Below are 22378 nucleotides of genomic sequence, written 5' to 3' on the forward strand. Positions count from 1 at the left end.
CAATACAACAACACCTCAACCCCCACCGCCTTAATTCCGTCCCGCTGGGTGCGCACAACTATACGCGAGGTTTCCGTGTAACCTAACCCCCCACTCCACCGGATCATTAGTGGTCCACCGCCAATTACCTGACCGTCCTACCGGAAGGACAGCACACGAAGACCTCTCATAACTGCATAGCCCGTGCCGTTTTCCTCCGGTCAAGGTGCTACGCCGCGGCGTAGCTCAGGCGGAACAGGTCCTGGGCGCGCTCCAGATCCCGCTCGGTGCGCAGCTGAACCTCCAGGTCTCCCGTGCCATGGTGGCCGAGCCCAGTCACGTCGCGGGTAAACCCGGACACCAGATCCACCGCCGTCGGATCCGCCTTCAGGTAGACCAGCACCTTGGTCTGCTGGGGCGGGATGAGGCAGGCGAAGTTCCGCAACCGCTGGTAGGCGCGGTACTGCTTACGCTGCACCCGGGTGACGCCGTCACCCAGCCCGACGAGGACCTCGTCGACCGCCGCCGCCAGCTCGGCCATCGCACCGCCCTGCTGCACCACCAGCGGCGCCCCGGGCGCGCTGCGGCGTACCCGCTTGGCCTCTGCCGAGTGCCCGGTGACCGAGGCCACGGTCTCAAGACCGATGTGGTCGCTGCCGAAGTACCGGTAGCGGACCAGGTCGATCGAGCGCCGGTGCTCGCGTACAGCGTGCGCGTCGTAGCGGGTGAAGTCGCCGGCCACGCAGATCAGCCGCGGTGCGCTCCAAAGGATCTGGGACGCGGCCATCGCCCCGAGCCGGTCGCGGACCAGACTCCGGAGAGCGTCCTTGTGGTTCGTCAGCCAGGCCATGTAAAAGAGGCCCTGGTTGATCACCCCTGCGTCGGTGCCGCGCTTGTACTCGACAATCACGGGCGCACCGTTCTCGTCGAGACCCAGCGAATCGATCCGCCCGCCATCGACACAGTCGATGACGTACTCGCTCGCCAGGAAGGTGACACCCAGCATCGTCTCCATGTGCGCCTCGACGAGGGCCTGCACATCCGCCTCGACCTCCGCAAGACGCGGCAGGACCTCGACCACGCCGCCTGCCGTGTTGAACAGCTTCAGACCGACCACCCCCTCGACTCACGATCACGATGCCAGAGGGGAACGCCCATCCGCGCAGGGATATTTCCGCTGTCACCGCATTTCGAGAAGGGACCAGCCAGCACGATGCACCGACAGGACAGCCCGCCGCAGGACGCCCCCTACAGCCCGGCTCACATCCGCGCTACCTGGGGCGGAACGGGAAGCGTAGAAGACGCCTCCAAGGCTTTCGGGTTCTCCCGGGCCAAGGGCTACGACCTGGTCCGCCGCGGGGAATTCCCGTGCCGGGTACTGCGCATTGGCCGCAGCACTCGCGTCGTCACCGCATCGCTGCTCCGCGTCCTCGACAGCGGCGAACCCGAGTACAGCGGTGTCGGTGTCTGACCTTCAGGCCGGGTACCAGAGTCCGTTGCCGGATACTCGCAGGTCCTCAAGCCACATTTGCACGGCCGCTCGGTTCACCTCTGTGACCGCGTAGTTCCTGGTGTGGACGACCTCCCGTGCCCCCGGCGACCAGTCAGCCGTCGCCACGAGCAACCCTTGCTGCGCCCCCTCCCATGCGACGTCGGCAGCCAGGGCCTTCACCACCACCTTGTCGATCTCTCGCCTCACGCGCTTGCACTGAATGAGCATCGTGGGCGGCGAGGTGTCGGCAAACGAGTCGTCCTCCCAGACCCGAATATCCACGCCGTTGTCGTTTCTTCCGGGGCCGATCTCCACACGAAACCCTTGCCGGTCAAAGTACTCGGCGACAAGTCCTTCGAACTTCCTCCAGTGAATTGCCCCGATCGCCTCATAGTTGGCAGCCAGATAGTTGACGAATCGCTGGTCAAAGAATCTTCCATACGAAGCCAACACCGACTCCGACGAGAAGAGTTCAGTAAGGCCGAGGACATCATCCCAACTTTGGCGCTCACCCAAGACAATGGGATTGCGCGCCGCCCTGTACCGCATCTCGTCGACGACGATGGCAACAGCGTCAGCGAAGGCCCGGCCGTAGAGACGTAGGGCTTCTGCCACGCACTCGGTGGCGTCTGTGTCCCGTATCCCGTATTCAAGTTGCGGGATGTGCACGCCACCGAGAGGCAAGCCTGCACGGAACATGTCTACGAGGTCGGACCCGGCGCCCGGCATCGCGCACTGCTTGGACGCCTCGCCAGGTCTGACGACGCGTTCCATCATGAAGGCGATGGCGCGTACCGCCAGTTCGCCGTCTCCGACTCCTGCGCAGATGCGAGGGATCACCCCGTCGCCAGCAGCGATCGCACCACGCAGGCCGAGACGCTCGAGCGCGCGACGCCCGAAGACTTCATTTGCTTGTTTGTAGTCAGAGATCGGGGAATCCCGCGTCGCCTCGCGGACGATGCGGGCCACCTCATCCTCCGTGACGGATAGCCCGATCCGGACTCCAACGAGTTCCCCGAGCCATTCGAGCAGCGACCGGTCGCCAGACCAATCCCGGGTCGTACACCTGGAACACATCGCCCCGCCCCTCCCGTACTGGTGCCGGCACGCCAGCGTCACCACCTGCCCGTGCTTCACCCAGTAAATACTCGCTCGGCCGGGGAGTTTCGGCTGTTTTCGCTGCAAGCGACTGGCACAAGTGACCTGTTCTGGCAGGATTGTTGATGCCTGCCAGCTTCCCTCCGCCGGAGGTCCAACGTCATGCAACCGCCGCCCGTGGACCATCGTCGGATACAGACGGCTGTCATCGGTAGCCGCGATTCGGACCTGGCAATCATCCTCCCCATGAAGGCAAGAGAGCTGACGCAATGGCGGCAACGCCATCCTCAGTACACCTACTGGTGCGGCACTCTGCTCGGTGGATGCGGAGAACGGCTCACCGACCGCCTCTATGAATCGAAGGTCTGTCACTTCGCGCACCATCCTCATCACACCTGCACGCGGACCGCCAATGGTGAAGACAGCGCCGACCATCTCTTCATGAGGCGGGCTCTGCGCAGCTGGATGGGCAGTCGTGGCCTCAAAGCGACGGTCCGGATGCCCGGCAACGCCGCCGCTTCCGGTGGCTCGATCGACGTCGACCCACAGGGCATGGCCCGGCGGCTGCACTTCCGCCTGTGGCCCGACCTCAACGGCTCGTGGGGTCCAGCGCCTGGCGAGACCCTACCTCTACGAGAAGAGGCAGACTGGATCTTCGGGCTCGGCGGCGCGGTGCCCGATGTGTTCTGGAACGAGTCCGGGTACGTCTTCCGGATCCGGTTCGAGACCAGGGGAGCCGAGCGATGCCCTTATCTCGGTGTGCAACAACGCGGTCAGGCAACCGAATGGACTCCGTTCTCAGCCGCAGACCTGACCCACGACGGACTAGCGACGCCGGCAGTCGACAAGATCCGGGCGGCCAGCCGGCGCGCGAGGGCCGACGACAAGAGGCGCAGCGGCACAGAGCGATCGCCTGAGGTCCCGCCGCCGCCCGTCCGCGAGCTGGGCTGGGACGAACTGATCGTCGCGCTTCGAGACGCCTTGGAGCTCGATGCGCGCTGGGCAACCAAACCGACCCTGAAGCGCCTCGGGCAGACGATCGGCGTGGACTTCACCCGATACGACGACGCGGACCTCGTCGATCTGCTCACCGAGGTCGACATCCCGTTCCCTGCGCGCGACCCCGTACTGTCCGCGCTCATGCGGACAGATGAGGGTGCGCCGTTGCCGTACCTGGCCAGGGTTATCGAAGGTATCGGGCTGGGGAAGCCGTCGTCGGCGCCCCATCTGAAGCGGTGGGCTCAGCGAGAGGCCGATCGCGCGTTCGCCAAGTACGGCGTCCCGGCGCGCACCATGCCCCCGGAACTGCCGCTTAATGCGGCGGTGCCCCAACGCCGTACTCGTACCCCGCTCAGCCCGCGCCGCGTCGAACTTCAAGGCAGCCACCAGGCGGCTGGGCAGGGCAGCCAGACGCCCGGCGCCGACGAATGGATGCGGCTGCAAGATCTGCTCGCCGAAGGCCAGCAATTGGCTGGCGGCGCAGGCGGCGGGACTGCCGCCCGTTTGACGCAGGAACTGCGAGCAGCGCGCAGGCTGCTGGAGGGCACCCGCCGCACGCAGCTCAACAGCCGTGGGCTCCGGGTTCTACGCAAAACGAGCGCTCAGCTGGAGGCCGCAATCACCGCGGCCCGACAGGCGGCGCAGCGTAGCCAGAAGGCTTCCAACGCCACCTCGCACGAGCGCCCCGTCGAGGAACCGAACGAGCGGGATCGGCGCCCACGCGACGCTCAACTCGCCAAGGCAAAAAGGCCAGCTGTCCCCGCTCCGGACGAGCTGCGGCAGCAGCTGATCGCTGTGGCGCAGGCAGGAAGCACCACACACTGGCTGTTGCTGTCCGGCGGCAAGAACACCGCTCAGGATGTGCGCCTCACCCTGCTGACCCAGATCGAAAATCGTTCCGGGAGCGATGCCCCGCTCTTGTCGTCCTTGGTCGTGGCACCTGACGGCGGCCCCGTCCCCTTCTTTCGAGAGATCCTCAGGGACCTGGGCCTCGCTGTGCCGCGGTCAGACGAAGCCCTCCAGCGGATCTGGCATCGCGAGCAGGAACGCGCGCACGCGGCCTACGCGAACCCTCCTCGGACCATGCCAGCTAGGCTTGTCCCGCGGCAGTCGTCCACCAATCCGGCCCACGAGTCGACCTGAAGCCGCTCGCGGCACTCGCCGGTCAGCCCAACAGACTGCCGCGAGAGGCGCATCGTGTGCAGTTCTCCAGACGCGGCGCGAAGGGAGCCCCCGGTCCAACCCCGCGTCACCGCAGTCCGGGTGGGGATGGGCGGATCGCGTCAGCCTGCGCTGGCGCGGGACGCGCGTCGCCAAGCTGTGTCAGGGCGGCTCGGATCCGGTGGTCGACATCGACGTCGTCGGCGACGTGACTGAAGTGTTGTGCACAGGTGGGGTGTTGGCGAAGCATCGAGGCGACTGAGCTGGCACTGTCGCCCTGCAAGGTGCGTAGCCATGCCGCGATGTCCTTCTGAGGTCCCCACTGATCCCAGTGAGCGTCCCATTCGAATGCCCCGTCACAGCACTCCTCGAGAAGGTCGAGTGCACCGATCTCTGCTGCCCGCTGCGCAATGCGAATCAGCCACATGATGGTGGCATCGACTTCCCCCCGCTCAGGAGACCGGTGCGTGCCCAGGAGTGCGGCCATCGCGCGGACGATGTTGATGGCTCGCTGAGCATCGGCCAGCAGCGCCGGCAAGAGTGGCCGCAGGGGCAGTTTGACCAGCAGGTCGCAGTAGAGCGACGCGTCATCGATATGTCGCGCGGCCAACGCGATCAACTCGTGTGCAGCGGTGCCAGAGCCTGATTCCACATCACGCTGAAGGGCCTGCGCCTTCACAAAGGCTGACTGCGTTGGGGCTTGCGTCTCCTGGATGACCAGCTGGCGCAGTGCCTGGACAGTGGGGGACCGGCGAGCGGGATCGGTCTGTGTGGCCTGCCGCACGATGCTTCTCCACGGCCCTGCCTGGGGCAGGAGCGGCACGTTGATCGCGGGCATCTTTCCGGTCACGGCCCAGCCAATCAGCTGACCGATGCTGTACACGTCGGCGGCGCCTGTGGCGCTGTGTGCGTCCATGGAAAGTTCTGGAGCGGCAAAACCGTCCGAGCCGAAAGGTACGCCGACGCGGGTACGTTGCGGGTCCGTGGTCTGTCCACGCGGACGCCGGGCAATGCCCCAGTCTGCGAGGACCCAACGGCCGTCGTACATGAGCACATTGGCGGGCTTGATGTCCCGGTGGATCCACCCAGCCTGGTGGGTGGCGGACAACACCGAGCACAGGGCATCGACGAGCTTCCTCAGCTCCGACGGCTCGGCGAGCTGGTCTCTGCGTTGCTCCGCCGTGAAGGGGGCGTAGGGCATGACGAACCAGGTGTGGCCTGGATCCGCGTCCAAGATCGGCATGGCATGCGGGTGCCCATCGAGCCAGCGGCCCAGGGTGATCTCGCGCCGCATGCGGGCGCGTTTACGTTCGGGCGGGTTCCGGTCACGGAGCTTCTTGAGCACCACCCTGGCGCCCGTCGGTTTATGTATCGCGCGAAAGACGTCTGCTTGACCGCCGTCGGCGAACGGCAGGCGTTCGCAGGAATAGTCCTTCCGATCTCCGCGGGCCAGACGTCGCACCCGCGCCGCGTCATCGGCCACCGCCGAAGAGGTCGAGGTCCCCGGCGCAGAACTGTGCCGGGAGCCGGGCATCGGATCCAAGTCCTCGCGCGCGGCAACGTCTCCGTCCGACTGGCCGGATGCCGTCCTCTCTGCCAAGCGCCCGGCTCGATAGGCCGGGTATCCGCTGATCACAGTCGCCGGTTCCAGAACATAACCATCCGGAGCCAGCACCCTATTGAGCACAGTCACGAGACGTGCAACCTCCTCCTCGTCCGTGCGTACAGCGGGGTGAAGGGTCTCACTGAGAAATCGAAGCAACGTCTCGTCCGGGCCGCGCCCCAGGCCAAACCGGTCGTCGCTGAAGATCCAGTCGTTTTCCCAGTCGTCGTTGGCGTAGCGGTGTTTGGCGATGTCTTCTCGTGCCGTCGCGAAGCGGGAGTCATGGCTCGGCAAGGCATCGAGGTCATAGAGGCGCTCGAGGAACGGGAGGTCGCCCAGCCCGCCCGTCCAATCGGTCGTGCCAAGGGCTTCGGCGATGCGACGCCGCGTCACCTCGGTGAGCGCCACACTGCGGTTGTCCCTGCGCGTCGAGCTCTGGGTAGGGACTGCCGGTGTCCAGGTGCCCGGAATCTCGGTGATGCGGTCGCGTTCATCGATCTGCAGGCCGTCTTGCCGCAGGCGCTCGGTCAGATCGTCCAGCCAGGGCCCACTCCACCCCTCCCGCCGTCCGGTCCGAATCATGTCCTCGAACACACGCAGCGCCCTGGTCACGTGGCTGCGGTCGGACCAGTCAACGGCTGCGGCGTAGGACTCGAAGGTGGTGCGGCGGACGCTGGAGTCCGTGTACCGAAGTTCGTCGTCGGGGATGGGGGCGAAGTTGTGGCTCTGCCACGCCTCGGCAATCGTGCGAACAGTCAAGTTCGTCGCCAGTGAGCGGAACTTCATCCGAGTGCCGGGGCTGACCAGTTCTTTGTGACGCGGCGGCATGAACACAAAGATACGACTGCTCACGCCAACTGCGGAGCGTAACCTCCGCTGCACCTCCTGCATGGCACAATGGCGCTCAGCCTCGCCATCAACACAGGCCGCAGACACCGATGCCCCGGCTGGGCGCAATGGGCTACGGGGCGGACAGGTAGCTGAGCCCGTTCGCATTTCCCTGACGGCTGGTGGTGATCAGCCGGTAGATCTCGCGCGCCACGTACCGCTTCAAACAACGGATGATCTCTCGCCGGGTCTTCCCCTCAGCCACACGTCGCTCGTAGTACACCTGCGTACGCAGATCCCAGCGTAGCCGGGACAGCACAATGCGGTGGAGGGCCGCGTTCGCCTGCCGGTGGCCGCCGCGGTTGAGCCGGCGGTGCTGCCGGCTGCCCGAGGAGTATTCGACCGGGCTTGCCCCGCATAACGCCGCAAACGACGCCTCGCCTCGCATGCGCTCTCTGTTGTCACCCATGGCCGTCAACAACACCGCCGCACTGTGGGGTCCGATTCCGACAGAGTTGACCAGGCAGGGGTAGTGCGTCCTGATCAACGCGGACAGGCGCTGCTCCAGCACTCGAGCCTGCCGATCAAGGTGCTCGATGCGTTCAGCCAGCATCCGCACCGTAAACCTGGTGGCCCGCACGATCGGATCTACCTCCTCGCCGCCTTCACGCAACTGCAGGCAGGAGAGAGTCAGACGACGGCGCGACAGACTCCGCAGCTCTTCTCTGAGGGCCGGATCGGCCGTGACCAGGATGGCCTTGATCTGGTTCACGGCCTGCCGCTTAGCTTTCACCGCGGAGTCCTTGGCCATCAGGTATATGCGCGCGCTCTCGACCGGGCCGTCGGCCGCCTTCACTGGGGAACGCGCACGGCCACTGAGTACAGAACGGGCGGCGGCGACTGCATCGCCCTCGTCGGACTTGCTCCGTCGACGGCGAGCCGAGCGCCCCGGGCCGGGAGCTTCGACAACCGCGATGCCTTGAGACAGCAGATATCGAGACAGCGCCGCACCGTAGTTGCCGGAGCACTCAACCCCAGCACGGCAGACAGCACCCCACCGGCCGGCCCACTCGGCAAGTTGTCGATAGCCACTCGCCGTAGTCAGGAAGCGCTCAACAGCCAAGACGTTGCCTGTCATCGAGACCACAGCCGCAACGTGCACATCTCGATGGGTGTCGACCCCGAGGATCACCTCATCCGCGTTCACAGAGCGGTCCACGGCTGGGAGCGGGCTGACGACTCGATAGTTCATCCCCCTGTCGGAGGTCAGGCAACAGTGCGCCGCCGGCCCGGAGAGCGGTCACCAGTGACACGGTGCAGAGGTCGTCCGCATTGCAGTGCTCCAGACACGCTCGCCCGGCCCAGCGTCCGAGCACACTGCCTCGCCCCGCGTCGACACAGGATGGTCAGGACACGTCGGTCAGAGATGTCAGGAGCCAGTCCACGGTACTGCAGCAGTGTTCGCTGGCATGCTCCCCAACCGCCGCCCGTCCTCACACAGATGTCATCTACCGACCGAAGACCCTTGGAAGCTCCCTAGTCGCTGCGCGCCGCAAGGTCTTCTCCGGCGCATCTCAAAGCGCCCCGCGCGAACGACTGGCAACGGCTCGCAGGCGCCATCCCGATGCCGGAGCAAACCCCCGGATCAGGTCGAACCCGTACGCCATCTCCATGGACGCAACCGGCCAGTCCGACTGCGGCAACCAACTCTGTTGTCAGAGGTAGGACTTACTCTCAAATTATGACCCACAACGTGCTGCATCGCGGTTACGGGATCACTATCGACTTGAGTGCATCAGACCTGGGTAACCCCGACCGCCCGGGGCTCCTGCAGGAGATTCACCGCAACTACAAGCCCGACCTTCTCTACTGCCTCGGGGCCCACGAATACGGCACCGTCTGCCCCGGGTTCATGACCATCGTCGAGAAGAACGGCCGCTACCACGCCCGGCACGTGACCAGGGGCGAGGTCAACGAGACAGCGGGCGAGAGCGAGCTGCACAAGGCGCTCAAGAACCACACCGCCGAAGCAGCCAGCCGGGAGGGCTTCAGCGTCTCCGTCGAAGACCGAGCCGTACATGGTCGCCGCCGTACGGATGTAACGGTCGCCGGGGCCAGCGGAAAGAAGATCGGCTATGAGATCCAGATCTCGCCGATCGCGAGTGGTTCTGTGGACAACAGGACGCGCACCGCGGTGGGCGACGGCCTGACACCGCTGTGGCTCGTGACAAACGAGAACTCGCTGGCCATCGATCGGGCGCCTTGGGCCAGGCTGAACGTCCAGCGATGGCAGGACGTGGGCAGTGGTGACGCTTTGCGCGTGCGAGGAGGCGTGAAGGCGTTGCGCATGGTCCGCTGCGACTGGACCACTCAACGCGAATGCCCCAAGACGGGTACGCGCTGTGCCGGTTGGCACGCCACATGGGAATCGACGCAGGCGCACTACGACGAAATGGTGCGCATGACGGCCACGGGTGAGCTCGTGACACTGTTCATGCAAGCGCGCACCGGGCCGCGGCGTGGCTGGCACATGTGCACTGCCACTACGGCGAGGACACCGGGATTCGCTCGGAACTCGCGCGCCCCCGCGACAACGGCGACCCCATCGACGCCTCCGACTGGCTATCGAAGGAACCTCCGCCGGAATACAGGTCCACGTGGAACATGGACGGCTGGGAGATTCCCGGCGACGTGGTAGCGGCGAGGGTGACGTTGGACTCCGCCCTTCAGCACCTTGGCGCACTCGCCGACGCCCTCCCGGCGGGAGCCGACATCGCGGCAGGACGAGCCGACATCACACGCGCAGAACGCGAGCGGTGGCTCACAGCCCAGGAAGAGTGCAGGCGGCTGGCCGCCGCTCTCGGTACCCACCCCTGGCTGCGCTCGGCCCACGACCCGTTCAGTGCCCGCCGGGCTGTCTTCGCCGCCGCGCGCCAGGCTCAGGCCGTGGCACTCGCCAACTCGTCGCAGCAGCCCTAAAGAGCTCGCCCTATCCAGGTTTGTCGGCGGCGCGCTACATGCATGGCTTACCTTGCATTTCAAGGCGTCCATCGTCGCCAGACACGAATCGCCGACCGCTTGCTGATCTTTAAGGAGTGGAGTTACGGAGGCTGAGGGTCAGGCCCGTCCCGGCGAGGCGGCCGATCAAGGCGGGAAGGCGACGCGTCCCGAGCTTGCCGCTTGAGATCGGCCGGTACGGGCAGCGGCTCGGAAAGCGCCGTCAAGCCCGTCACGGCCAGAGTGGTCTCGTCGAGATCACTGGAGCCATCCAGCTGCCGCCAATGGAGCAGGAGGCTGTCCTCGGTCGCCGTGCAGCGCATCGACGGGACGATCTCATCGAGCAAGGGGAGGAGACGGGCGCAGGTCTTCGGGACGTTCACGCCCTCGATGCCCAGGAGTACGTACAGGCGGTCTGTGTCGATCGTCAGTTCCACCGACATGGGACGGTTCACCGCTCTTGCCGCCTCCGCCGCCCAGACCAGGACCTCCCTCAGCGCGCCGGCCTCCACGGCGGTCAGCGGCAGGGCGCCGCGCTGGCCCGTGCCGTCGGACAGCCAGACGGGTGCCGCTTCCGTTGTCTGAGCCCACCATGCGGCCAGGAGGCCCCGCAGGTCCGCGGGGTGCTCCGCGGTCGCGGCGCGGAGGGCCGCCGTGGCCGCGAGATGCGTGGACACATCCGCTGCACCGCCAGCGACGCGCCGCAGTGCGGTGCGCAGGGAGGAGTCGTCGCCGTAACGGACCTGGGTCAGGCACTGGGTGTAGAAGCGGGTCAGGTGGTCGAGGGTGTCCTGGGGAAGGTCTCCCACCAGTGTCTGAGTTCGCTGCGCCCAGGCGCGGAAGCCCTCCGGGTCTGCGGACGCCAGAAGGTCCAGGCCCAGGACACCGTCACGGGCGCAGTTCAGGCACTCCTTCGGCGGCAAGTGGGGCGCCTGGTGGAGCTGTTGGCGCAGAACGCCACGCAGGACGCGTGTCTCCTCCGCGGACCACGTACCGGTGTTACCGGAAGCGTGGGCGTGCAGCAGAGCGAGGATCTCTTGTGCGGCGCGCTGCTTGGCCATGGCCTTGCCTCCCATGACCGGGGTTCCCGCCCAGCGGATGCTCTCCTCGCCGCAGGTGAGGACGAGCTCGCAGTACCGCTCCTCGGCGTGGTCCTCACCACGGACGTAGAACTCCGGCTCGTTCAGGCGGATACCGAAGCGGCTGCACACATTCTGCAGCTGCGTCACGGGGTCGAGGCCCTGGTCCAAAGTGGTGAGCCACGTGTGCAGCACGTATGGGCGCCGAGTGAGGAGGCGCGCGCCGAGCTGCCGCCAGGCGACGGCCAGTACTGCCTGGGCGGCGCCCTCTCCGGGATCGGAGCGCCGGCTGCGGCGTTCACCGGTGCCGATGAGCATGGCTGAGGTCAGGCGGAGTTCCTCGCCGAGACGGCCGCACTCCGTGTTGCCGACCGAACCGATCCGTGCTTCCTCGGGAGCAGGCCGCAAGCCCCGGGACGCCGCCTCGTGCGCCCTCTCGTAGGCCATGAGGGCTCTGGCCACGTGCGAACCCGCGTGCGCCAGCAGGGAGTTGCTCCGCTGGTGGGCCCTCTCGACAAGGCCAGGGTTCTCATAGGCCCAGGATTTGTGGGTGAGGGCCTGGGCCAGCCACGGCTCGGCCGCTACCGCCAAGCCGAATCCCTGCCGAAGGTCGCGTATCGCCTTCCCGTGGCCCGGCTCGTCAACGCCGTAGCCCGAGGGGCTGACAGGGGCAGGGTCGCGCCGGGGCGCCGGTACGGTGGAGGCGGCTGCTGGATCGTAACGGATCAAAAAGGCATAGGCCGCGGCCTGGCGCGCGGCCTTCTTCGAACCGCCAGTCGCACTCACCGTACGCCCGTCGTCCGTCTGAAGGGTTGCGGTGAACGTCCTGTCGTGGTCCGGGCCCTCGGTGTCGTACGACCACCGCATGCCGCGGACGTACGGCCGCTCCTGGACAAGCGTGATCCAATCGCGTTGCGGGACGCCAGCCCCCCAACCCCGTCCCGCGTCGCTGGTCTTCGCCGCGACCAGCCTGCGCGCCGACTCATCCGCGCCGATCAAGACGAGCGCTCCAACGACCTGCAGGGCCAACGTCTCGGCAACGCTCGCCGTCTCGCTCTGCGCTTGCCCGCGCCCCAGGTGAGCGAATCCGGCAGCCGCCGCCCAGGCTCCGAGCTGCCGCACTGCTTCCTTGCGATGGTGGGCCAGGCGAGCCGACTGCGTACCCTCGTCCTTGTCGTGGACTGTCGGATCCGCTGCGAGGGCGTCCAGGACAAGGAGGTCCAGCCACGCTCCGCCCAGCGAGCCAAGCATGTTCAGGGTGTGCAGCGTGAGCAGGCCCGCAGGGCCATGCACGTCCTCGTAGACGTAACTCGTGTGCAGGGTCGCGATCCGCAGCCACCGCGCGTGCACGGGATCGTCGGCCAAGCTCAGACCGGTCGACGCGAGATCCGCTTCCAACACGGCACCCAAGTCGATAACGTCGAACGGCGTCCCGGGGTCCGTCAACGGCGGACGTACAACGTCCATCGGATCCAGCCCAACCCGCTCGACGACGGACGTCGTGGAGGCCACGGACCCGGCCCGCCGCTGCGGCTTCCCTGTGACCGGCAGCTGCCGAGGGGGTCGGCGGGCCTGCACAGCGATGGCACTGCGCTGCACCGGCAGCGACGCCTCCAGTTCCCTGGCCAAGTCCTGCTGCAGCCACCACGGCAGATCCCGCCACGCATCCGTATGGTCTGGGAAGAAGCGCACTGCGCGGAACGAGGCAGCCGCCCGCGCCGAGTCGTTCGCCAAGGAGTAGCGCCGGCCGACAGCTCGCAGTGCATCGCGCAAGTCGGCGTGAAGCACCTTGCGCCCCGTGCCCAGGTTGTAGGTGCGGATCCGGCGGGCTGTCTCGATCGCCGTCGCCATCCTGTGTAGCGGCGTCGACACGGCACTCGGCGCGTCACGCAGCGCGACGATTCCAACCCAGTGGTTCATCTGCGGTCCCCGTGCATCGTGCGAGCCCTGTGTCGTCGGCACGCGGCCGGCTGCTCCAAGCCGCGCCCCCTGTTCCAGTGGATCACGGCATGGCAAGCAGTGATAGGCATTTACACAGTTGAGACCGATTTCGACGCCAGGGCTCTGGTGTAGCTGCGTCTGCTTCTTCGGAAGTCGCTAGGCGACGACTTCCAGGGTCACATCACGGCCATCACCGGCATCAACATCGGCGGGTCTCGATGTCACGCAGCCTCGGCGCCGAACGGTCGCCTGTACACCTCAAGGGCTCTGGCGGCCTGGCACAGTGCGATTGGGTCATTGAGGAAGTACCGCATCGCATTCACCGCAGCGTGCTCGTCGCCTCGCTCCCACATCCATGGGTTTCGGCCTGCTTTCAAGGGCTGCTCAAATAGCCTGATGGGCAGCGGTTTTCGTGTCGTCGGCAAGCCAGCCGTCGGCCAGTTGGGCGCATATCTGGGTGCGGAGGATCTGCCACCGCTTCTGCAGCTGGGTCCGCCAGAGCCTCACCTGCGACAACTCGTCGCTGCGTTGCACTAGCGCCCTGAAAGTGCGGCGGAGGCGTCCCGACGGGCTTGGCCGCATTGCGTCGAATTCGGCGAGGACGCTCACGATGGCTTCGTCTCGTGCGGGATCGTCGCGGCGCAGGGAACGGATCGCGTTGATCTGGTCGCCCAGGGATTCTGCCGTGGAGGTCAGGAGAGGCGAGGTCGGGACTGGTGAACAGCGAGCGCAGGGAGCTCTGGAAGGCCGCTCCTTCCGTTCCAGCTCGGGCCCAGGCACGTTTGGTCTGGCGGGCTTCGTCCTGGGCGCTGCTCAACTGGTGAACAGCAGTACGGCGATGGGACCGCCGAAGCAACGCCAGTCACGCTGGAGGCTACGGTCGAGGAGGAAGGCGTGTCGTGTCCACCAGTCGATGTGGCCGAACTAAAGGCCCGTGCAGAACGGCGATGCACGGAGGGATGCACATGCAGTTGAAGAGCCGGATACTCCGCGATCTCCCGCTCCACCAGTTGCGTGTCCGGGTGATCGGATGTGGCACGGTTCCCCCTTGATCGTGTGCGCTGGGGGGCGTTAACGCACATCCCGCCCGGTTCTCCGCGGCGCAACGCCACGGAGCCAAAGCAGGAAGGGAGAGCATGACCAAGCAGCTACTGATGCGTGGGCGTCACCGTCACAGAAGAGCGGCCACGACGCCCGCGCGGGTGCCGAGGAAGCTATCGCTCGACAGCTCGTGCCCGTACTCCTTGCGATCCACTCGGCCATTCGTTCGGCGTCTGGGTCCCCTGTGGACCGTGTGCAGTCTTCGATGAGCCACCAGTGGCGTTCTCGTTCGTGCGCAGAGCATGGCGGACGCCAGTGACAGCAGCAGGGCGCCTGCCGGGCGGGTGAGGCGACGGCCAGAGGCCGAACGGAATTTCCCATTGAAGTGTCGCTGGCGGCTGATGTCCGGGATAATCGTAAATAGGACATCGGTGGCCCATCACTGGGGGCTCGTGATGAACGGGAACCAAGACGTTGTCGAGTCTCTGCTCGCCCTGTCCGATGCCGTCGTTCGACACACCATCGGCCAGGACGAGGCCGAGCGGCGCGCAGCTCTCCTCGGCAGGATGGTCGATGGTGATCAAGTTTCCTCCGTCGCCGCGGAGGTCGACCTGGCCGTGGGCGACGATCACGCCGAGTTCGCCTACGCTCTGAGTCGCCTGCTCTTCACCTGTGTGGAGTCGTCCGGTGCACCGGTGGACGCGCCCTGGCGAGAGTGCGCCGCGGTACGAGTGCTGGCCGCGGCAACTGCTTGGCTGGTCTCGGTACCTGATCGTCGCGTTTTCGACCATGCCTGTGAACTTGCCGACAGGTTCGTCAACGACGCCCGCCGTGTCGAGGATCCGGTGCCATTGGCAACCTGGCTCTTGCAGGCCGGTCGGCTGCGCTTCACACCGTACGGGATGAACATGGTGGGCCGGGCTCGGAGCTTCGACGCCGCTTGGATTCCTTGGCAGTCGAGGTTGATCCGGCACTTGCGGGAGCGTGAGCCCGGCGTGGATGCGAACGCAGTGATGATGCCCCACCCGCGGGTGCCGGTGACAGAGTCGATCGACCTCCTACAGGAGGCTGCCGAACTCGCCGTCGGGCCAGACCGGATGCCTGTGTTGAAAGCATGGGCGCAGGCCCTGGACCTGGGGGCGTCTGTGGGGCTCCAGGTGTCCTCCGCGGACATCGTCCACGCGGCACGTCAAGCGGTGACAACCATGGGGGACGGTGCGCAGGACGCTTCCGGGTTTGTGAGCCTGCTCTACATACTGGCGCGCAACGGAGCGGCTGAAGACCTGACCAGTGAGCGCCTTCCACCGGTTCCATTAGCCGAATATCGCGCCTTAGAGGGGCGCGTCAAAGCGGACGATCTGGCGCGACTGTCGCTGGAAGCCGCGATCGCGGGCGGCCGTTCGAACCTCGTCTGCGGGATCCTCACCGAAGTAGAGGAGGCCCTCCAAGGGGGCACCACTCCGGCAGCGCGGGGCTTCTTCCTGGTGGCAGCCATGCACGGACTGCCGGATGACCCTTCCGGCTGCCCGCCGAAGAACTTCCCTCTCGAAAAAGAGGAACGCCGGCTGCGGCGGCAGGCCGGACGCGAGAAGTGGTCACCCCGGCAAAGAGCCTCCGGCTTGGCGCATCTGGCGGTGCACGCTGGCATGATCGATAGGCCGGGCGACGGGATGCGTTTGCTGCGCGAAGCGCACGAGATCGACACCGCATACCCCGGCCCGGCCGTCGCCGGGGTCCTCTTCGCCGAAAACCAGCTGCGGTATATGGTCGCTCGGACTGAATGGGCTCACGGAAACCACGGCCGTGCCCTGAGCCTGTTTGCCGAGGCGGCCTACTGGTATGCGGCACTCGACTTTGAGGACCAGACGCTGCACTGCCTGAATCTGGTCTTAGGTGCACTCGATGAAGACGGTGACCCCGACATGGCCAGAGAAGCCATCGGGTCCTTGGCCGCCGCGGTTGCGATGGCGGTGGCGGTCGTGAGGGAGAAAGCCGACCAGGTGCTCTTCGAGCTGGCTGTAGCGCTTGCGCGGAACCTTACCCAGGACTGCTTCAGCAGCCACCTCGTTCATCAGCTCGGCAAGGCCCAGCGCTTCACTGTGGCCCATCAAGACGCCGGCCCACTGGACCGCTTCCCTCATGAGGACGAACTGCTCGCCGAAGTTGTCGAACTCGAGTCGCAAGCGGTCACGGTCGGCGCCGGTCCGCTAAGGGAGGAAGTAGTACTCGGTGCATATCTCGGCGTGTCAGAAAGCGAACCCGGAGAAAGCGCCGACCAGCGGCTCCGCAATCTGCAGCGGAGGTACAACCGGGAGCTGAGTACCCATCTGGCGCGCACGCGCGCCGCTCTTGGCGAGTCGGTCTATCAGCGGCTGGACGAAACAGCAGGACTGCTTCCCCCACGGACGGTGCTGATCTCCCTGCAGTTCGGTGAAATCGACAGAGGTGACCTGGCAATCCACCTGTCCGCAATCACCTCGCGCGGTGTCGAGTGCACGTGGGTCTCTCGCCAGGCCCCGGCCCAGGACCTGTTGAGTCGGCCTGACGACGGGCCGGCACTGGTGGTGCGGTTTACCGCTCTCGAGGTGGCGCGGGTCCGTGAGGCAGTGTGCGCAGACCCCCTCTTCCGCGCCGTGTCCAGGGATGCGGAGCGACAGCTCACGGATTCTCTGGTCGATTTGTTCGGGCCGTTGGCCCAGCGATTCGATCAGTGGCGCGACGAAGGGTACGACCACTTGTGCCTGTGGCCTCACGGGCCACTGCACTTCATGCCATTTCATCTGATCCACGAAGGCGGAGCACCACTAGCCGATCACTGGACCGTCACCACCATTCCCGGCCTCTCGTCGCTGCGTCCGTCCCCAGTGGCTTCGGCAACCGAGCGCACGGTCGTCGCCTTCGGCTCTCCCGACGGGGGCGGCCGCTTCGGATTGGCCTGTGAGGAAGTGCTCGCCGAACAGGCCGACCGCATCGCCGAGGTGGCAGGAGGCACCTCATTCACCGGACCGGCAGCCACACGGAAGGCCCTGCGTGCGGCCCTGCCCCGGGCGCGATTCGTCCACATCGGTGCGCACGGGTCGCACAACGTTGCCGCGCCGGCCTTCCAATGCCTGTACCTCGCTTCCGACGGGGACGGCGAGGGCAGGGTGTTCGCCCACGACCTGTTGCGGTGCGATCTACGGGGGGTGGAGGTGGTGACGCTGGCTGCCTGCCAGTCGGCGCTCGGACGAGTGGATTACGGCGACAACCTGCAAGGTTTGCCGGCGGCGCTCCTGCTGGCTGGCGCCAGGTCGGTCATCGGCTGCCTGTGGCCGGTGCACCCCGATCCGACCACACTGTTCTTCACCACGCTCTACAGGGCGCTTGCCGAAGGCGAGTGCTGCCTGACCGCGTTCCGCGTCGCACAAGAGGCCACCCGAGAGGCACATCCTCAATACCGCCATTGGGGTGCGTTTTGCTACCTAGGCGGTTGGTGAGTCATAGAATGGAATGGAAGACGCATGATCGAGATCGCTGCTCCGCCGACCGAGACCGTCGACGTCGAATTGATCCCGGAACGGGTGCTGCTCGGTGAGCGGGACACCGCACCAGTGCGGCGGCTTGGTCTTGGTCGGCCGATCGTGGTTCCCCTAACGCCGGAACAGTGCCGTGAGGCCGCGCCCACACTGGCCGGCCTCGATGGAAACGGCGATGTCAGGTACTGCATCCTGCAACTCGACGTGTCGTTCTACCCGGCGGACGGAGAACCGCACGTGCGCGGAGCGGTGGGTGTGGCGCTCGTGGGCCGCCAGCCTGGCACATCAGCGGTGGCTCGTGCGCTTTCACCCCTCAGAGTTGCCTCCCCGATTCGACGTTCGACCACATTCGGACTCACCTTGAGCCTGGGATTCGTCGAGCCCGGGTTCGAGCGCGGCATCGAGGCCGAGCACGAGGAAGTGTTTGTTATCGCCCAGGGCGAAGGCGAGTCCGACCCGGAGTGGCGGTTCACCAGGACTAAGAGGTGGCAGCTCGAGGGAGTCCAGACGCTGCGCATGGTGGTGGAAATGCCCCATGGGGCTGAGGTCGATGCCTTGGTCGCTGTATCCTCCACCATCAACCGGAAGAAGTTCGGGCTCATCTCCTATCGGGCTGACCTACCTTCTGAACTCAGCGTCGTCCCCCTCGATCCCGCACGCCGGGCGTAGGCCGAGAGCGTCCATGAGTAGATCGGTGAGTCGCCCGCAAAGTAGCCTGCGGTTCGCAGGTCTGTTGCCCGGCGAGGCCAGGTGACGTGCTACTGGCTCCAAGCAACCACCTTCTACAGGGAGTTTGCCTTCGGCGCCGCCGTCCCGGAGCGGCAGTCCCCGGTCCCACTCTGGCCCAGGATCAGAGGGACTGGTGCCAGCAGGTCGGATCCGCTGCCACGACAGAGCACCACAGCCCTGGTCCCAGCCCCAGCCGGCCATGGGAGTGCATCCGGACTGGGGTCGGATTCCCCGCAGGGTAGCGCTGGCGATCCTGGCCAACCCCTGCAGGTCACGTCCCGCTGGGTGGTGTATTACGGCGGCTGTTTCAATTTCGGTTGCGGGGTGATCCGCAGTTCGGGCGGGGTTGGCTTGGTGGTGAAGAGGTCGGCCATGCGGGCTTCGGAGAGGTAGCGACCGTCGAAGACCTGCCATTCATCGTGGAGTTCGGCCAGGACGGCGCCAGCGAGTGGGTCCAGGGCGGCGAGGTTGGGGAAGACCTGGACGACGTCGGCCCGCCGTCTGATCTCCCGGTTCAGCCGTTCCAGCGGGTTCCGTGGACCAGAGGCACCGACAGCAGCCTGGCCACGCTTCGCCCCATCCGAGCCCCAGCGGTCATCTTCAACAACGACACGCCCATGCCTTCTGGGGCGGCGAATCATCACGGCCCGTCCAAAGGAGTCACGCTCGACCACGGCCTCACGAATCGGCCGCAATGAACGGTTCGGGCGGACGATCCGTCTGCGGGCCAAGTTCAACCGGCCCTGGCCAGCAAAACTACAGCCTCGCCTCATTCCTCCCGCCTGGTCTTGGAGGATTCACATCCAGCCTCGATCGCGCCAGCAGGGCGCTCCCAAACGACGCCAGCAGCAGGTCAGCCTGCGCCGCCAGCAATCTGCCCATCGGCTTCCAAACCATACTTGCGCAAGCGATCGCCTTCGTCATGACGCCCTAGTTCCTTCAACAGATCCACCATCTCGGCGATAGCAAACGGTTCTCCCGCCAAGATTGCCTTCCTATACCAGGAAACTGCCTCCTCGCCTTTGGCTTGTCGCGCAGTGAGGAATGCCGTGAGATGGAGCGCCGATGTGTGACCTTGTTTGGCGAGCTTCTTCGCGTGCGACACTGCCTCGTCAACTCGCCCGAGCTGTTCAGAAAGTCCTGCCATGCGCCAGAGGGCGAAGGCATGTCCTTGTTCAGCCAAGGAGCCCAGCCAACGCAGCGCCTCGTCCTCGCGCCTCGACGCGACCAGCAGCTCGGCGGCGGTGTGAAGCACTGCCATGTCCACGCGCCTATCGGGCTCCAGACACCAGCGCAGCGCGTCGTCAGAACGCTCTGCCTTCAGGAGGATGTCGAGATATGCGGCCGAGGCGAATGGCCTGCCGGCCGTCGCGAATGGCTCCAACCACGTTGCAGCTTGCTCGAGTCCTTCACATTTCACGGCCAGTTCAGCTCCGACACCGAAGGCCATGTCGTGGCCAGTGTCGGCCGCACGCTTGAAGGCCGAGAGCGCCTCGGCCGAACGACCGGCCTGAGCGAGTGTGTTGGCCGTGACCATCAGGTCGGTGGTGCCCCCTTGAGCCAGCTCGTTCAGCCAAGCGAGGGCCCTATCAGCACCATCGGTGTTCCACACCATGCCTACGGACTGCCGGATCGCGAGTGCGTCGCCAGAAAGTGCTGCCCGCCGGTAGAACTCAAGTGCCTCCGCTAAGCGGCCGTTCTGCTGAAGCATCTCACCGGCTTCGCGGGCGGCAGCGGCGTCACCGCGGTCGGCGAGACCGCCGAGCCAGAAAATTGTCTCACCCGTACTGCGCGAGTCCGCTGTCAGCTCGACGACCCAGGAGAGCGCGAGCTCATCATTGGCTTCGGCCAGTCGTGTCAGCTGTTCGACCACTTCATCCGTCTGACCGAAAGCCTCCGACAGCTCAACCAGGTTCGCATAGGCGTCCTCGTCCCTGGACTCGACTGCGCGCTGATACCAGCGCAAGGCTTCCTGGTGCTGCTCGGCTCGTTCCATCAGGTCACCCGCGAGCCAGGCAGTGCCTTCGATGCCCGCGGCGTCGGCACGCAGATGGAGCTGGAACGAGTATCGAAAGAGACCACGGTTTCGGGCTTCCCAGGCCAGCCCGACAAGATCATTCATCGCTGCATGTTCGGGAAGCGCACTCCAGAGCGAAGCCGCAGCAGGCCCGGCCGCCCGACTCGACCGTCCATGGTGATCGAGATAGTCAGCAAGACGAAAATGGGGTTCCGCGTGAACTGCTTGACCGGGACGGGGGAGCACCAGGCCGAGAGGACTGGTCGCGCCGCGGCAGGGCTGTTGAAGCGCGGAGAGGGTTTGGTCGAACCAACCCTCCCTCAGAGCAGACCATTCGTCATCGGTGAGATAGCCGACGGCAGCCAGTTCCAACAGCGTACGAGGCAGTGCTCCACTGCATCCGATCCGGCGGGCATCCATTGCTGCATGGATCACGGCCTGCGCGGGGGCCGGGGCAGTCGTATAGCGCTCCATGAGAGCGAAAGCGGCAGAGAGGTACTGGACAATCCGTCCGTCGCCGACTCGGTGAAGTGCCTCTGCCAACCGCCGGTCCTCGTGTGCTGCTCTGCGCGCTGCCAGCAGAGCTGGCTCATCGAACGAACGGGGGACGAGGACACTGTGGCCGGCAAGCAGCATGCGGGCTTCTCGGTGCCCATCAGGTGCGCCTGAAGCGGGCGGCAGGGTAAGCCTTTCCCAGTGCTCCGGCCAGGCTGTTCCCAAGACCACGACCGGGCCCCGGGTGGGATCCTTGAGTAGCTCCCTCAGCGCAGCGGCCACCTGCTCGCCCAGCTGAGGCGACGCCAGGTAGGGCTCGATTTCGTCGAGCCAGACCACCGTCCGCGGCCCGACGGACAGCACGCCATTGAGGAGTGCCTCCGCTGGGCTTGGAGCAATCGGATACCAGAGTCGCCAGTCGCCCGGTAGCGCCTGGATAGCCTCCCAGCATGCTCGTGTCTTGCCTGTGGAGGAGTCGCCAACAAGTACAGCGAGAGCGCTCTGTCCGGCGGTTACCCGTGCGACAAGCTGGCCCACCCGCCTGTCGTGTTCCCGGCTGATGTAGGCCGGTAGCGGGGGCAGCCGGTCACCGGGATCCCTTGATTCGACCTCGATGACACGGTGCACCTCCAGAGCGAACGGATCGGTGAAGTCCCGGATTGGCAAGCCCACCACGGTATGGGTGTGCTGCGTGACGGGATCCGGACCGTCTGCGCAGAACCCCTCTGCCGTCGCCCGCCCGAAGAAGCGGTCAACCAAGGCACGTTGTGGGAAGAGCAGGTCCGAGAGCTGCTGCCGGCCCCAGAGTTCGATGTCGAGTGGGTGATAGTCCTTACGCAGTTGATGGAGCCGATCCTCCACCGCAGTGTCACCGGCATAGGCAGTGGTGACCAGCACGAAGCGCGTGGCGTCGAACGGGCGGGTTCCTTCGACATACATCCGAACCGCATCCGAGAGGGCATCGGCGGTGAAACTCCGCCAGCGCTTCGCCTGATAGACCGTCAGGCTGCCATCGTCGAAGTACCCCACGACATCGATGCCGTGCTGCTTCTGCCCGTTCCTGCCGTACAGCCTGGACCGGACTGCACCCTCAACTTCACGGGCCAGCGCCACGATCAGATGCTCGAGGCTCTCCCAGGACAACTGCTCTACCTGAAGGAGCAGCGGGGCTGTCACCGTGAGCGGCGGAGGAAGATCTGGAGGTGGGGCCACGAGCCTGTGACCAGCACCGATCTCCTCCCAGAGTTGTTCCACGTCATCTTCCCCAGAGTCGGCTGCGGGAATCGGCTCGGGGGGATCGTGCTGCGGGTTCGTCGTCATGCGGACATGATGCATTCCGCCGCTGACAATGGGACCAGCTCCACGATTGGACGGCTCGATAGCCCTCGTGTGCACGCCAGTTGA

General features: G+C 65.9%; 12 protein-coding genes and 1 pseudogene. 6 read left to right on the forward strand and 7 right to left on the reverse strand.

From position 1 onward, the window contains the following. Positions 1-208 precede the first annotated feature (208 nt). Positions 209-1096: a transporter gene (locus ACFWYS_RS41875; protein WP_384781411.1), complete on the reverse strand. Its 888-nt coding sequence runs from the start codon at positions 1094-1096 to the stop codon at positions 209-211. Between the two features lie 96 nt (positions 1097-1192). On the opposite strand from ACFWYS_RS41875, the gene ACFWYS_RS41880 reads away from it, so the two are divergent. After that, complete coding sequence (locus tag ACFWYS_RS41880) at positions 1193-1450, forward strand: helix-turn-helix transcriptional regulator (RefSeq protein ID WP_384781413.1); 258 nt, start codon at positions 1193-1195, stop codon at positions 1448-1450. A gap of 3 nt (positions 1451-1453) precedes the next feature. Here the strand turns inward: ACFWYS_RS41880 and ACFWYS_RS41885 are convergent, their stop codons facing one another. Next, on the reverse strand, positions 1454-2608 hold the full coding sequence (locus tag ACFWYS_RS41885; RefSeq protein ID WP_384781415.1) for a restriction endonuclease: 1155 nt from the start codon (positions 2606-2608) through the stop codon (positions 1454-1456). Between the two features lie 207 nt (positions 2609-2815). Between ACFWYS_RS41885 and ACFWYS_RS41890 the strand changes: the two genes are divergently transcribed. Next, a complete protein-coding gene (locus ACFWYS_RS41890; RefSeq protein ID WP_384781417.1) occupies positions 2816-4711 on the forward strand; it encodes a competence protein CoiA family protein in 1896 nt (631 codons plus the stop codon). 106 nt (positions 4712-4817) lie between these two features. Here the strand turns inward: ACFWYS_RS41890 and ACFWYS_RS41895 are convergent, their stop codons facing one another. Both ACFWYS_RS41895 and ACFWYS_RS41900 read right to left on the reverse strand, forming a co-directional pair. Then, the gene (locus tag ACFWYS_RS41895; protein WP_384781419.1) at positions 4818-7184 is read right to left on the reverse strand and encodes a protein kinase; all 2367 of its coding nucleotides are present in this window, start codon (positions 7182-7184) and stop codon (positions 4818-4820) included. A gap of 109 nt (positions 7185-7293) precedes the next feature. Next, positions 7294-8367, reverse strand: coding sequence for an IS110 family transposase (locus ACFWYS_RS41900; protein WP_384781421.1), 1074 nt, complete (start codon positions 8365-8367; stop codon positions 7294-7296). Between the two features lie 534 nt (positions 8368-8901). On the opposite strand from ACFWYS_RS41900, the gene ACFWYS_RS41905 reads away from it, so the two are divergent. Then, positions 8902-9858: a hypothetical protein gene (locus tag ACFWYS_RS41905; protein WP_384781423.1), complete on the forward strand. Its 957-nt coding sequence runs from the start codon at positions 8902-8904 to the stop codon at positions 9856-9858. A 14-nt stretch (positions 9859-9872) separates the two neighbouring features. Continuing rightward, positions 9873-10139, forward strand: a complete 267-nt coding sequence (locus tag ACFWYS_RS41910; RefSeq protein WP_384781425.1) for a hypothetical protein — start codon at positions 9873-9875, stop codon at positions 10137-10139. Positions 10140-10261: 122 nt separating this feature from the next. Here ACFWYS_RS41910 and ACFWYS_RS41915 read toward each other — a convergent pair whose 3' ends face one another. Beyond that, complete coding sequence (locus tag ACFWYS_RS41915) at positions 10262-13198, reverse strand: putative dsRNA-binding protein (protein WP_384781427.1); 2937 nt, start codon at positions 13196-13198, stop codon at positions 10262-10264. 1475 nt (positions 13199-14673) lie between these two features. Between ACFWYS_RS41915 and ACFWYS_RS41920 the strand changes: the two genes are divergently transcribed. After that, on the forward strand, positions 14674-17694 hold the full coding sequence (locus ACFWYS_RS41920; protein WP_384781429.1) for a CHAT domain-containing protein: 3021 nt from the start codon (positions 14674-14676) through the stop codon (positions 17692-17694). A gap of 24 nt (positions 17695-17718) precedes the next feature. Further along, the gene (locus tag ACFWYS_RS41925; protein ID WP_384781431.1) at positions 17719-18402 is read left to right on the forward strand and encodes a hypothetical protein; all 684 of its coding nucleotides are present in this window, start codon (positions 17719-17721) and stop codon (positions 18400-18402) included. 353 nt (positions 18403-18755) lie between these two features. On the opposite strand, the pseudogene ACFWYS_RS41930 reads toward ACFWYS_RS41925, so the two are convergent. Continuing rightward, positions 18756-18995, reverse strand: a pseudogene (locus tag ACFWYS_RS41930) (transposase); the annotation flags it as partial. Between the two features lie 320 nt (positions 18996-19315). Next, complete coding sequence (locus tag ACFWYS_RS41935) at positions 19316-22294, reverse strand: hypothetical protein (protein WP_384781433.1); 2979 nt, start codon at positions 22292-22294, stop codon at positions 19316-19318. Positions 22295-22378: the final 84 nt, after the last annotated feature.

This window comes from Streptomyces sp. NPDC059010 (assembly GCF_042740355.1).
Lineage (GTDB): Bacteria > Actinomycetota > Actinomycetes > Streptomycetales > Streptomycetaceae > Streptomyces.